A 13,778-nucleotide genomic window follows, 5' to 3' on the forward strand; every position below is an offset into this window, starting at 1 on the left:
GGGACGCATGCTTTCGACGATGCGGGCGACGGGCCGCCCGTGCTACTTGCGGCTCGCTCCTGCCTGGCGGGCCGCTCGTCGTGTACCGCTCAGAAATACTGGGCGGCTTGCAACCAGACACTCGGTGACCGTGTAGCCGACGCGACCGGATCGGCGTAACCGACCGGCAGCGCGGCGGTGAGATTGATTTGATGGCGCGCGCCGAACCAGCTCGCGCCGATGCCGAGCGACGACAGCGGCACGGTGTTGCGCTCGCGGGACCATCGCTGCTTGCTGAGCTGGATGCGGCCCGTGTCGGCGAACGCGCTCAGTTGCCAGCCGGGCGCGACGAGATAGCGCAGTTCGGCCGTGGCCTGCCAGCCCTGATCGCCGCTGCCGGCGCCGAGTGCGAATGCACGCACGCCGTACGGGCCGCCGAGGCTGAATTTTTCCGATGCGTCGAGATTGCGCGACGACAGCTGCGCGCTGAATTGGGTGTAGAGCTGGAATCGCGCGCCGAGCGCCTGCAGCCGCAGCGCGCTGACATTCAGCTTCGCGAACTGGCCTTGGGTATGGACGTAGTAGTCCATGTCGAGCGGATCGTTGCCGCTCAGGTGGCCGATGCCGAGCGTGGCGGAGAAGCCGGTCCGGCCGCCGCCGCCGAGGGTGTCCTGATGGTTGCCGCTTACGCCGAACGACCACAGGTCGACGGTCTTGTCGTTGACCACGTCGAACGCGCCGTACACGTCGCGCAAATGCTTGTTTTCGTAGATGACCTGCGCGTCGAGGCTCGTGCGCCTGCTGCGCAGCAGCGGCTGCGTGACGAACGCGGAGCGAACGTCGGCGCCGCCGTGGTAGCGGAGGTCCTTGAGGCTGCCGCCGATCCGGTAGTTCATGTCGGAATACGCGACGCCGACGCGCGTCGATGCGGGGCCGACGGGCAGTTGATACGACGTGCGGTAATAGCGCTGATTCGTATTGCTCGTCAGTCCACGCAGCGAGAAGCGATCGCCGACGCGCAGCGGCGCATTGACGTCGACGCTGCCGGTCGCGCGGTAGCGGCCGGTCAGCGGATCGCCGAAGTTGTCGAGTTCGATCGAGCCGGTGGCGAAGCGGCCGGGTTCGGCATCGATCACCAGATCGGTCGTGCCGGGTTCGGCGCCGGGCCGCAGCGTGCCCTTCGCATCGACGCCAGGCATCTCGTTCAGCAGCATGAGGCTGCGCTCGAGGCGGTTGCCGTGCGCAATCTCACCGGGCTGAAGCGACGCAAGCGGCTGCCGCAGCGCGCGGTCGAGCACGCGTGTGCGGTTGTGCAATTCGATCTGTCCGTAGCGGCCTTCGACGACAGCGATGCGCACGACACCGTGTTCGATGTCCTGGCGGGGAAGATACGCGCGGGCGAGGACGTAGCCGTGTTCGCGGTAGTACGTCGTGATCCGGTTGGCGGCCTGCTGCAGATCGCCGAAGCTCAGGTCGCGGCCGACGAAATCGGCGAGCAGCGGGTCGAGCTGTGCGGCGGGAATGGCCGCATTGCCTTCAACGGCGAATGCGCTGACCGGAATGCGTGGGCCGCCAGCCGCAGCAGGCGAGGGCGCTTCGCTTGGCGCAGGCATCGCGAGATCGGGCGCGGCCGGAGCGGGCAGCGCCGGGCGGAGCGTCTCGACGTCGCGTAGCGACTGTCCCGCATTGGGGACTTGGACTTGTGCATGCGCGAGACCGTGAAGCGACAGCGCGAGACCGGTCAGGCACGCGATGCGGAACGGGCGGGAGCGCTTTCGGACGGTAGGATCGGGGCGGCAGGACGGCCAGGCACCGGGCATGGCCGCTGGCGTGGCGGGAGGAAGAGCGGGTACTTGCGCCGGCATCGGGGGCGTCCCGGGCACGGCGTCGAGAGAACGGATGAAATGGATTTTCGACCTCGAACGGTTGCGCCTTTGGGCCGAAGCGTGGTCTTCCGCTCCGGCCGTTTGGATTGCCGACGATGGTACGAAATGGTTCCGTGGATGAATATGGAACAAGTACGAGCGACTTGTTTCCATCATTCATTCTTGTCAGATTCTTCGATTCAATCGCATCCGTGCTCAAGACGCCGCTGCACGGCGCTTCGGCGACAACCGGTGCTTCAAGACAGCAAGCATCGGCCGCTCGATCCACGCATGACAGGCACAGCCGCATGCGCAGACAGCGGCCAGCGTCGCGAGCGCGGCCGCTGTGCCCGACCACGTGCCGGTGTCGAGGCGCACCCCGACGATCTTGTTCGCTGCACCGATCACATACGGATGCAGCAAATAGATCGAATAGCTCGCATCGCCGAGGCGGGCGAGCATCGCGTTCCCGATCGTCCAGCCCCGCAGGTCGAGCGCGACCGCGGCGACGATCAGCATGCAGGCCGGCACGCCCCACCAGACGACACGTTCAAAGCCGGCCGGCGTGCCGAACAGGGCGGCAGAGAGCGGTATCGCAGCGAGCGCCGCTGTGGCCGCCGCGAGCCACGCGAAGCGCGGAACACGCCCGGCGATGCCGGTTTCCAGCAGGCGGCAGGCGAGTACCCCAAGCCCGAATTCGAGCACGAACGGCTGGCCGAGATGGGCGGCGACTTCGCCTGCCGGGCCGCCGGCGGCCACGTACGCGCAGAACAGCGCAAGCGCGAGCGCCGCGAACGTCGTTGCATGGCGGGCGCGGACGAACCACATCGATCCGGCGATGACGAGATAGAACAGCATCTCGTATTCGAGCGTCCAGCCGTTGAGGTTCAGCGGCCCCCAATGGCCGTTCTCCTTCACGTATGGCACGAAAAGCAGCGACTTGACGAGATAGTCGAGGCCGGCCGTCGTCGAATTCAGCCATTGGGGCTTCACGACGGCGATCGCGAACACGCCCAGCGTGGTCAGCCAGTAGAGCGGCACGATCCGGATCAGGCGCCTGCGCAGGAAGGCGTGCCCCTCGCGCGGCGCGACGACGGACATGATGAACCCGCTGATGACGAAGAAGATATCGACGCCGGCTTGCCCGAACGGAAGCGTGCCCATGTGATAGCCGACGACGGCGAGCGCCGCGAAGGCGCGTGCACACTGGAGGTTCCGGAAGATGCCGGTCTGGACGGGGAAGGTTTGCATGTCGGGTTTAGCGGGTGATGTCCTTGTGCGGCAGGCGGGCGGGAGTCGGCGTGCCGTTCGTCGCGGCATCGCGCTTTGGCCGGCGTCGACCGGCACGCGGTTCGAATCCCGCGAACTGAAGCGCACACAGCAAGGCGACGCTGGACAGGTGGCGTGTATAGCTGCCGAGATCGGGTTCGAACAGCATCGATACGGCGACGTGACCGATGACGACGCAGGCGAGCAGGTCGCGGGCCGGATGCGTGCGATGCCGTGCACGACGCCACACGGCGGCCAGCGCGATCCACACGAACAGCTGCATCGCGATTTCCTTGGGGCCCACGTCGAACAGCAGCGGCAGATTCAACCGCAGCACCGCGTACGCATAGTTCGCGCAAAAGGCGACGAACGAATCGGGCGCGACCGGGTTGTAGAAACTCGTGCGCGCGCCGAACGGCGAACCGTAGGCGAGATAGTCGGCTGCCATGTCGCGGGGATGCTGGAGCAGGTAGTACACGTCCGGCGGCAGCAGGAACAGCGCGATCGCGGCCGTGCCGAGCAGCAAGGTCTTGCCGCGCCATGACAGGTGCCGGAACAGGAACGCGGCCAGCGCGACCACGAGAATCAGCGCGAAGTAGCTGCGCACGACGGCCGCGTAGCCGGCGTAGAGCGCAACGACGGCCACGAAGGTCCAGGCGGCCGGGCGACGCCGCGCGATGCTGGCGAGCACGAGCGCGATCAGCACGACGAGCGTGTCCTTGCTTGCGACGAACAGGTTGAAGAACACACACGGCGCCAGCAGCACGACGGTCGCGGCCAGCGACCCGACGCGGCGGCCTTCGCCGACGATCCGCCAGATGAACGCCGTGCCGATCGCGGCAACGAACAGCGACGTGCCGGCCGGGCCGAGCAGCGCATAGAACTTCGCGACCGCATCGAACGACGTGCCCTCGTAGGTGCTGCCGCCGCCGATCTGGCTCTGGATCTTCTCCGCGTCGCGGAACACGAACTCGGGCAGGAACGTGCCGGCCTTTGCGTAGACGATCCAGTAGACGAATACGATCATCGCGCCGATGGCGCGTGTCACACCGCGGCTCAGTGCCGGGCCACCGGCAATCAGGTTACGCAGCATGCGGGGCGGCCTCCGTGCGTGCGGCCGCACGGGACCGGCCGGTGCGCGCGACGATCAGCGCCAGCGTGGCGACGATGCCGGCGCTTGCCGCCAGATGGGCGATGGCCGCCCCCATCGCACCAGCGTGAACGATCAGGCTCCATGCGAGCGGCAGGTACGTCAGCGCGAGCGCGATCATCGACAACATCGCGGCGCAGCCGGCACGCAGCGCGATCGCGGCCGTCCACAGCACGTCCGCCGCGCCGCGCAGCACGAACGACACGAGCAGTGTGGCGAGCAATGCGACCTGCCCGGTGCCCGCGGGCTCGTGCGCAAACGCGAACAGGTCGCGATGCAGCGCAAGGACCGCGGCCCCCGCGATCGAGGTGACGGCCACGCTGGCCACCGTCGCGCGCACGGCGAGCCGGGGGAACGTGCCCGGTGCGTCGGACAGCACGCGCACGAAGCGCGGGCCGGCCGTCACGACGACGGTCGAGAAGGCGAGCGCCTGGATCGCGTTGGCGATCGACCACGCGAATACGTACTGGCCGAGCGCATCGGCGCTCAGGTGGCCGCCGCCGATGAACCGCTCCGCGTATTGCAACGACGCGAGGACGATGCCGGCCACGTAGAACGGCAACCCGTGCCGCCAGATCGACAGGACACCGCGCTCGCGCACGGCCGGTGCGCGCGCCGCCTGCGGGCGGTCGTGCGCCTGGCGTGCAACCGCACCGATACGCCGCCACGAAAGCACGACGACGCACGTATTGGCCGCGAACCACAGCGCGAAAACCGATTCGATCGAATGCAGGGCGCCGACGAGCAACCCCGCTCCCGCGACGCCGGCCCATGTGCCGGTGCGGACGAACAGTAGCAGCGAGCCGGCGCGAGGTCGATGCAGCGAGAACAGCCAGCCGTTCGCCTCGAATGCCGCATGCTCGGAGAGCGCGACGAGCAGCACGCACCACGCGAGCCGCGTCGACAGGCCGAAGCGGGCGAGCAGGGCCGCGTCGCCGTTGGCGGTCGCCACGGCGAGCGTCGCGACGAGCGTCAAGTAGAGGCTGCCGTACGCGACGCAGAGGGTGCGCATCGCGCCGAACGCGGGCAGCGGATCGGGTTCGCTGAGCCGCCGGTTGAGTTCGGGACTGAAGCCGAGGCCGAGCAGTTTCGATGCGATCACGGCGGCGGCGACCGCGAGCCCGTACGCGGCGACCGCGTCGAAGCCGAGCGTACGCGCGACGATGATCGCGAGCGTGAATTTCAGGCCGAGCGCCAGGCTGCGCAGGAGCAGGCGCGTCAGCATGGCATGGCCTCGTCGGCTTCGACTTTTGTTTCGATGTCGGAATCCGCACGACGGGCCGCACGCAGTGCGTCGATCACGCGTGCGCGTGCGGCACGGATGCTCGCAAAGCCGCCCTGCGCGGCGTTCCGGAACGCCGCAGCCGCGCCAGGTGCGAGGATCGTCCGGCAGACGCGTGCCGGATCGAAATCCGCGCCGTTGACGACCCAGTCGTCGAGCTTCATGTCCGCATACGCACCGAAGCCCTTGCGCTCGTAGCTGACGTGGAAGGCGGGTACGCCGTGCAGGATCGATTCCAGCGCGCCGTGCAGGCGAACCGATACCGTGACGTCCGGCCGGTCGGTTTCGAGGAGCGTCTTGAGCGGCGTCAGCGGTTCCCGGATGCCGAGGCTGCGGTAGTACGCGGGATCGTCGTTGCCGCGCCCCGTGCTTTGCACGGCAAAGCTGACCCGGCACGTCGCGCGCACCTGCTCGATCAGCCGCGCGATCGATGCGTCATAGTGCGCGCGTCGTTTCGCGCTCCACGCGGGTGCGCGGCGCAGCACGAATGCAACATGGCGCGCGGTGTCGCTGCTCGGCGGGGTTTGCCGAAGGATGGTCTCGCTGCGATACCCGAAGTCGAGCACCGCGAGATCCGGCACGCGCCGCGTATTCGGATTCGCGGCGAGGAAGGCGGCGGAGCGGTCGTCGCGCACGAATACCGAATCGAACGCGCCGAGCAGCGACTGCAGATGCATGCCGACGGCGCGTGAGGACAGCACCGGGCCGATGCTCTGCGGCAGATAGACGGCGGGCTTGCCGGAGGCAAGCGCAACCCGCATTTGCAGCAGGTGGCCGGCTTCGAGCTTGAGCGCTTCGATGGCCGTGCGCGCGCGCAGATAGCCGCCACCGACGCCGACGATCAGGTCGACTTCGTCGAGCAGGCTGCGCAGTGCTTTCAACCTGCCGTTGATTCGAACGGGCAGCGCGGCGGTGGCGGCGCCGATCAGCCGGTTCGTGCCGCGCTCCGCGAGCACGGGCGCCGCGCATACGTCGTCGTACGCCGGAAACGAAGCCGGATCGGCCGCGACGATCGACACGCGGACGGCATCGCCGAAGGCCTCCCTGAGCAGGCCGACGGACAGGTCGACCAGCAGGCCGTCACCGGAATTGCGGGCGCTGTACGCGTGCAGCAGCGCGACGTGAATGGGGGGCGTCATGCCGGGCCTCGTCTGGAAAGGGTGTGATAGAGGTCGAGCGTGTGCGCGACCATCGTCTCGGCCGAGAATTGACCGAGGGCCGCCGCGCAGTTCGCTCGCATCGCGTCGCGTGCGGCCGGATCGTTGGCAAGCGCGACGATCGCGCGGGCGAAGCGCGTCGTGTCGTCTTCGTTCGGCACCACGACGCCGATGCCATGCGTGTCGATCAGCTCGGTCGCGCCGGATACCCGCGTGGCGACGATCGGCACATACGCGGCCATCGCTTCGAGACACACGTAGGGAAAGCCTTCGTAGCGGCTCGGCAACGCGAACAGGTCGAACGCGGAGAAATAGCGGCTCGCGTGGTTCACGCGGCCGACGACGTGAAGATTCGGCGGAAGATCGTCGGCCTCGTTGCCGGCCGCCGTGACGAAGTCGCCGGACCCGATCGCGACGATCTGCACGGTGCGGCCGCATTGGCGATACACGCCGCGCGCGATCCGCACGAGACGGTCGATGCCTTTCTGATGATCGAAGCGCCCGACGAAACCGACGACGTGTACGTCGCGCGCGATGCCGAGTGCGTGTCGTGCCGCCTCGCGCGGCATCAGGGCGGGCGGTTGGACGCCGTTGACGATCGTGTCGATGCGCGCGGCCGGAATGCCGAGCGCTTCATTCAGGTGTTGCGCCTCGTCGCGCGAGACGGCGACGATCCGGTGCGTGCACAGGCGGCCGAGCAGCCGCTCGATGGTGCCGTAGAAACGGCGCTGGCGGGTACCCAGCGTCGGGTTCAGCGTATAGACCGCGTGCGGCGTGTACACCTGCCGCCACGGCCCCGGGCACAGGCGTGCGATCGCGCCGGCTTTCGAGCTGTGGCTGTGCACGATGTCGGGACGGATGCGCAGCAGGTGGCGATAGACGTGGGCGACCGCGAGCGCGTCGCGCCAGCCGACCGCGCGCTGCATCGGCACCGCATGCACGCTTGCACAGCGTGACAGCACGCGCGCATCGAGGATCGTTGTGTCGAAACGCGGGCCGTGCGGCACGATCAGGTGCAGTTCGATGCCGTCGATTGCGGCGAGTCCGTCGATCAGGTCGGCGAGATGGACGGCCACGCCGCCGCCCGCGGCTTCGACGACGAGCGCGATCCGCAGGCGCGCCGCGCGGGCCGGGGCTTGCCGGGAGCCCAATTCGGTCGTGGCGGAAGCGTCCGCCGGCGCGGCATCGCGTATCGCGACGCGTTCGAGGTGACGGGTATCGCTCATCGCGGCTCTCCCCGGCGGCGGGACACGAGCGCGCGCAGCGTGCGGCCGATCGACGATGCCAGGCCGCAACGCGGCGGTGCGTAACGGTACTGCGTATAGCGATAGGCGCCGTAGCGCGAGCCGTACCGGCCGACGTGCGGATCGACGCCGTTGAGCAGCACGCCGCTCGCGGCGATACCGTTGTGCGCGAGGCGCCGCATGGCTTCGTCCAGTTCGGCGACGCGTGTCGTGGCGGCACGCGCCGTGAGCAGCACGGTGCCGGCATGGCGGCCGAGCGTGACCGCGTCGGTCACCGCGAGAATCGGCGCCGCATCGATCACGACGACGTCGTAGCAGGCCGACAGCACGTCGAGCAGCGCGGCGACGCGTTCGCCGGAAAGCAGCTCGGACGGATACTCGGGCACCGCGCCGGTCGGGATGAAATCGAGGCGCGGCACCACGTCGCGGCAGGTCACGTCGGCCGGCGCGGCCGTGCCCGACAGCAGATCGGCGAAGCCGCGCTCGCGCGGGACACCGAGCGATTCGTGCAGATGACCCTTGCGCAGGTCGCCGTCGACGAGCAGCACGCGCTCGCCGTTGGCCGCGAGCAGCGCCGCGAAATTCGCCGCGACGAACGACTTGCCCGCACCCGGCGCCGGGCCGGTCAGCAGCAGTACATTGTTGCGTGCGCCCTGCATCGCGAAGCGCAGCGCGGTGCGCAGGCTCCGCAGGCTTTCCACGGCCGGATCGTGCGGGTGCCGCGCGCTCAGCAGGTTCGGCCCCGGCGCGTGCTGCGCGATGCGCCGCGCCATCTGCCGCTGGGCCGCCGAATCGGGAATCGTCGCGTAGACGTCGATGTCGAGATGACGCTCGATCTCGTCCGCGTGACGGACGCCGCCGAACAGGAAATCGCGCGCAAAGGCGAGCGCGATGCCGAGTGCGAGCCCGATCAGCGCGGCCGCCGCGATCACGACGGGCCGCTTCGGGCGTACGGGATCCTCGGGCACGATCGCCGTATCGACGAGCCGCACGCTGCCGGTCTTGCCGGCCTTGACCAGCTCGAGCTGCTGCGTGTTCGCGAGCAGCGCCGTATAGAGATCGGTGTCGACCTTCACGTCGAGCATCAGCCGCACGGCGTTCTGCTGCAGGTCGGGCAGCCGTCGCACCTGATGCTCGAAGCCGCGCTGCTCGCGGCCGAGCGTGGCGATCTGCGCATCGAGCGCGACCATGTCGGGGTGGCCCGGCGCGAAGCGTGCGGCCATCTCGTCGCGCTTTTGCTGCAGCTCGAGGCGGCGCGTGGTCGCGTCGGCCGTCTGCTGCAGGATCAGCTTCGCTTCCTCGGTCAGGTCGATCGTGCCGTTCGCGTTGCGCATGTCGGTGTAGCGCTGCTCGGCGTCCTGCAACTGGCGCTTGAGCACCGGCAGCTGCGCGTTGAGGAACGCGAGCGATTGCGCCGCGTCGGCGGACTTGCGCTCGATGTGCTGGCGCACGTAGTGGTTCGCGACTGCCTGAAGCTGCGCCTGGATCCGTTGCGGATCGGGGCCGCGCAGCGTCGCGACGATCACGCCCGACTGCTTGATCTTTTCCTGGACGTCGAGGCCGCGCCGCAGCGTGTCGATCGTCTCGGCGCGCGATTCGCGCACGAGCGTGAAGCGGGTGGCCGGGTTCGCATCGACGCGCGCGACGTCGATCGCGATCGGGCCGCTCGCGGTCGGGAAGGTTTCCACGTGCCCGATGCGGCCGGTGACGGCCGACGGCAGCGCGGGCCCGGTCAGCCGGTAGCGCTGGCCGTCGAGCAGCGTCAGCTCGAAGCGCTCGCCTTCGAGCGGCCGGGGCACGTCGAAGCGCGCGACCGCGATCGCTTCCTCGCCCCACGCATAACCGCCGAACCCGAGGAGGCCGGGGTGCGCGAGGCCGGTGTTGAAACGCGACACGAAATCGCCAACCAGCGGAAAGCGCTTCGGCTGCACGACGATGTAGCTGCGCAGCTCGTCGACGGCACGCGTGACGACGAGCCGCGACGCGAGAATCTGCGCTTCGGCCGCGGCGCTCGACTTGATGTCGAACAGCGACGACACGTCGCCGAGCATGCTGTTCGCGGCGGCTGGGTCGCCGCTGTCTTCGACCTGGAGCAGGATGTCGGCCTGGTATTGCGGCGGGGCGAGAAACGCGTACAGCGTGCCGGCGCCGACGCAGGCGGCGGTTGCCAGTGCGATCAGCCAGCGTTGGGACACGAGCACGTCGACGACGCCGGCGAGGTCGAGCTCGGCGCCGCGATCGTGCGATCGCTCGCGGGAAACAGGAGAGGTCATCGATTCGGTCCGGAAAGCGGGGTGGAGGGGGAGGCGGCCGGCGCGATGCGCGCGCACCACGCGTCGACACCGCGCTCGATGAGCCGCAGGCTGTGTTCGAACGACGCGCGCGGGCCGAGATACGGGTCGGGCACGTCGAAGCCCTGACCGGTGCCGCCGAGGCGGAACACGCGGCCGCACAGGAACGGGTGGCGGCGCTCGAGCCAGCGCTTCTGCTCGAGGTCCATCGTCAGGATCAGGTCGGCGCGTGCGGTGTGCCGTGACGACACCTGGCGCGCGCGGTGCGTGGCGAGGTCGAGGCCGCGCGCGCGCATCAGGTCGATGGCGTGCGGGTCGGCCGGCTGGCCGTCGAGCGCGCCGATGCCGGCCGACTGCACGTCGACGCCGGGCAGGCACGCGCCGAGCAGCGCCTGCGCCATCGGGCTGCGGCAGACGTTGCCGACGCACACGACGAGCAGCGTGGCGATAGCGCTCATTTGACGGCGAGCGCCGCGGCGGCGCTGGTGCTGACGCCGGGCAGCAGCAGGCTCAGCACGCGGCTGAAGCGCACCAGGCCGTTGCCGTCGACGTAGACGATGTCCTTCGGCTGCAGCGCGAACTCGTTGGCGAGCACCATCGATACGGGGGAGCGCGCGTCGAGGTGGAACACCTGCGGATCGCTCGTCTGCGAGCCGCGGATCACGAACATCTGCGCGGCGTCGGCGGTATTGGCGTTCACGCTGCCGGCCTGCGACAGCGCGTCGGACAGCGTCAGCCGGCCGTCGCGCAGCGGCACTGCGAGCGACGGCTTGTTCACTTCGCCCATCACGTACACGCCGTAGTCGCTGCGTGCCGGCACGTGCAGCAGGTCGCCGGCGGCCAGCACGACGTCGGCGGGATTGCGGCCGTCACGCAGCATGCGCGTCAGGTCGAGCGGATAGGACACGCCGTCGCGCACGAGCGTCATGCGGCTCTGGTCGGCGGCCGTGCCGAGCCCGCCCGCGCGGCCGAGCGCTTCGTAGAGCGTCATCGGCACGTCGTTGACGGGCTGCGCACCCGGCGTGCGGACTTCGCCGTCGATGTAGACCTGCTGCGAGCGGAACGACGCAACGCGCAGCGTGACTTGCGGATTGCGATAGACGCGCGACAGCGCGGCGGCGATGCGTGCCTGCGCGGCGTCGGCCGTGAGACCCGCGACCGGCACGCTGCCGGCGAACGGGAACGCCAGGTTGCCGTGCGAATCGACGACGAAGCCCGCGACCGGGTCGGCCGCGCGCGGCGCGTTCTGCTGCGCGGCGCCTTGCGCGGCGGCGAGTTCGGGGTGATCCCAGACGGTGATCTGCAGCACGTCGCCGGGGCCGAGGCGATAAGCGCCGGGCGCGGCCGCCAGCCGGTCGGATGGCAGGTGCTGTTGCTGCGCGGCCTGTGCGTCGAGTTGGCGAATCAGGCTGGCGTCGATCGTCGTGATCCGGAACGGAACGCTCCCGCCGGTGTTCGCGTGTCCGGCAGGCTGGCCGTCGGCGGCGGGGGGCGGTGCGCTCATCTGCATGCCGGGTGCGAATGCACAGGCCGAGAGCGCGACGCTGACCGCTGCGGCCAGCAGCGTGCGCATGCGGTAGGGACGTGCGGATCCGGCCCGCTCGATCGTGGCGGAAGTCATCAGTCATCCTTATCGTGATGCGGCGACGCGCGGTGGCGGTGCCGCGTGCGTATCAGTACGCGTTGCGGTTGGACCAGCCGCGCAGGGCGGTGGCCAGGACGATGCGCATGTCGAGGGCGAACGACCAGTTGCGCAGGTAGTGGAGATCGGCTTCGACGCGGCGCTGCATCTTTTCCACGCGATCGGTCTCGCCGCGCAGGCCGTTGATCTGCGCCCACCCGGTGATGCCCGGCTTGACGCGGTAGCGGTGGATATAGCCGTCGACGATCTTCCGGTAGAGGTCGTCGTGCTCGAGCGCGTGCGGGCGCGGGCCGACGACCGACATCTCGCCGCGCAGCACGTTGAGGAACTGCGGCAGCTCGTCGAGGCTCGTGCGGCGCAGGAACGCGCCGACCCGTGTGATGCGCGGATCGTCGCGCGTCGCCTGGTGCACTTCACTGCCCGTGTCGTGCAGCCGCATCGTGCGGAACTTGAAGATCGTGAACGCCTGGCCGTCCGCGCCCTTGCGTTGCTGGCGGAACAGTACGGGGCCGTGCGACGACAGCCGGACTGCTGCCGCGATCGCGAGCAGCAGCGGCGCCATGCCGACGAGGACGATGGCCGCGAACACGCGATCGAAGATCGCCTTGTGCAGCAGCGCGCGCGACGACAGCGGCGACGCGACCAGGTTGATCGCCGGTGCACCGACGAGGTCGATCATTTCGCCGTCGAACATCGCGAGCTTGCTGACGTCCGGCATGAAGCGGATGTTGACGAGATCGTCGCGGAATGCATCGAGCACGGCCATCACGATGCGCGCCTCGCCGATCGGCAGCGCGAGCCAGACTTCGGGAATCGCGTGCGTGCGGACATGCTGTGCGAACGTATCGAGATCACGGAAGCGCGGCATGCCGCCCGGGCTCGTCGTATCGGCGCGGGCGATATCGAACATCGCCGCCGCGCGGAATCCGGCCGACGGCACACTGGCGATGCGGTCGAGCACGGCGTCGCGATGGGCGCCGGAGCCGACGATCGCGACGAGGCGATCGCTTTCCTGCGGGCGGCCGATCCGTTCGAGCGTCGTGCCGGCGACGACGCGCGACGCGACGAGCGCGATGCCGCTCGTTGCGGTCCAGAGCAGGTACCAGGGCAGCGGAATGGCGAGGGTCGGCGCGAGCACCCGCATCACGAGCGCCGCGCCGGCCTGCGCGATCAGCCACGCGAACGCGATGAGCAGTGCGGTGCGGTGCCTGGCGGGGCGGGCCGGTGCGTGGTAGAGGCGGAGTGCGGGAAACAGCATCAGCGCGAAGGTCGCCGCGCAGGCGACGGCGGCCAGTTCGGACGAACGGTCGACGTCCGTGCCAGGCAACACGAGCGCGGCGGCCAGCGCGCCGAACGAAATCAGTGCGACGTCGGCAATGCGCGCGATCAGGCCGCCTGCGGCACGCGCTGCATGTGCGTGCCGTGGTTCGAATGAAGTATCCATATACCCTCCTGCTGCCGTTCTGATTGAGATGGACGCCCGTTGTCCCGATTGCGACGCGATATCGCAGGCTCGGCCGGAGCGGAGCGCGACCGCTGTTTCCACTGCATGGGAGATGCATCGGGGAAGGAGACGCTGCTGCGGTGGTGCCGGTCGGCCTGACGCGTTGCGACGGATCTTTTCGAGCTTGGCGCCATGAAGGGCGAATGCTTGCGAAACGTTGCGGCCGACTCGATGGGGTCAATTTTCAGGAAGCAGGGGCCTGATTTATATAGAACGCCTACTAAATTCCAGGGGAATGGATTAGTACGAGTACGAATCAGTAGAATTTCTGTCCGAATGAACGAATGACGGAGTCGGACTTGACTTTAGAAAGACGTGCGATGCCGGGTCGTCGAGGTGGACGGATCGCAACAAGCGGAGCGCGGCGGGCGAAGAAGGGCGGGATTGTGGCAGCC

The 13,778-nt window shown here is 68.9% G+C and carries 10 protein-coding genes; all 10 read right to left on the reverse strand.

Annotated features, from left to right (window positions below; translation table 11 throughout):
• Positions 1-89: 89 nt before the first annotated feature.
• On the reverse strand, positions 90-1,799 hold the full coding sequence (locus tag G3N64_RS01185; protein WP_241020705.1) for a ShlB/FhaC/HecB family hemolysin secretion/activation protein: 1,710 nt from the start codon (positions 1,797-1,799) through the stop codon (positions 90-92).
• A gap of 261 nt (positions 1,800-2,060) precedes the next feature.
• Positions 2,061-3,095: an acyltransferase gene (locus G3N64_RS01190; protein ID WP_205781952.1), complete on the reverse strand. Its 1,035-nt coding sequence runs from the start codon at positions 3,093-3,095 to the stop codon at positions 2,061-2,063.
• A gap of 7 nt (positions 3,096-3,102) precedes the next feature.
• On the reverse strand, positions 3,103-4,206 hold the full coding sequence (locus tag G3N64_RS01195; RefSeq protein ID WP_205781953.1) for a hypothetical protein: 1,104 nt from the start codon (positions 4,204-4,206) through the stop codon (positions 3,103-3,105).
• On the reverse strand, positions 4,196-5,488 hold the full coding sequence (locus G3N64_RS01200; RefSeq protein WP_205781954.1) for a polysaccharide biosynthesis protein: 1,293 nt from the start codon (positions 5,486-5,488) through the stop codon (positions 4,196-4,198). Before G3N64_RS01200 ends, G3N64_RS01195 begins: the two co-directional genes overlap by 11 nt.
• Positions 5,482-6,684 (reverse strand): polysaccharide pyruvyl transferase family protein, encoded by a 1,203-nt coding sequence (locus G3N64_RS01205; RefSeq protein WP_205781955.1) that lies wholly within the window; start codon positions 6,682-6,684, stop codon positions 5,482-5,484. The genes G3N64_RS01200 and G3N64_RS01205 overlap by 7 nt, the downstream gene beginning before the upstream one ends.
• On the reverse strand, positions 6,681-7,928 hold the full coding sequence (locus tag G3N64_RS01210) for a glycosyltransferase family 4 protein (protein ID WP_205781956.1): 1,248 nt from the start codon (positions 7,926-7,928) through the stop codon (positions 6,681-6,683). The genes G3N64_RS01205 and G3N64_RS01210 overlap by 4 nt, the downstream gene beginning before the upstream one ends.
• A complete protein-coding gene (locus tag G3N64_RS01215; protein ID WP_205781957.1) occupies positions 7,925-10,219 on the reverse strand; it encodes a polysaccharide biosynthesis tyrosine autokinase in 2,295 nt (764 codons plus the stop codon). Before G3N64_RS01215 ends, G3N64_RS01210 begins: the two co-directional genes overlap by 4 nt.
• Positions 10,216-10,695, reverse strand: a complete 480-nt coding sequence (locus tag G3N64_RS01220) for a low molecular weight protein-tyrosine-phosphatase (RefSeq protein ID WP_205781958.1) — start codon at positions 10,693-10,695, stop codon at positions 10,216-10,218. Before G3N64_RS01220 ends, G3N64_RS01215 begins: the two co-directional genes overlap by 4 nt.
• Positions 10,692-11,858, reverse strand: a complete 1,167-nt coding sequence (locus G3N64_RS01225; protein ID WP_205781959.1) for a polysaccharide biosynthesis/export family protein — start codon at positions 11,856-11,858, stop codon at positions 10,692-10,694. The genes G3N64_RS01220 and G3N64_RS01225 overlap by 4 nt, the downstream gene beginning before the upstream one ends.
• 52 nt (positions 11,859-11,910) lie before the next feature.
• Positions 11,911-13,323 (reverse strand): undecaprenyl-phosphate glucose phosphotransferase, encoded by a 1,413-nt coding sequence (locus G3N64_RS01230; protein WP_241020706.1) that lies wholly within the window; start codon positions 13,321-13,323, stop codon positions 11,911-11,913.
• Positions 13,324-13,778: the final 455 nt, after the last annotated feature.

It is taken from the genome of Burkholderia sp. Ac-20344 (assembly GCF_017104975.1).
Lineage (GTDB): Bacteria > Pseudomonadota > Gammaproteobacteria > Burkholderiales > Burkholderiaceae > Burkholderia.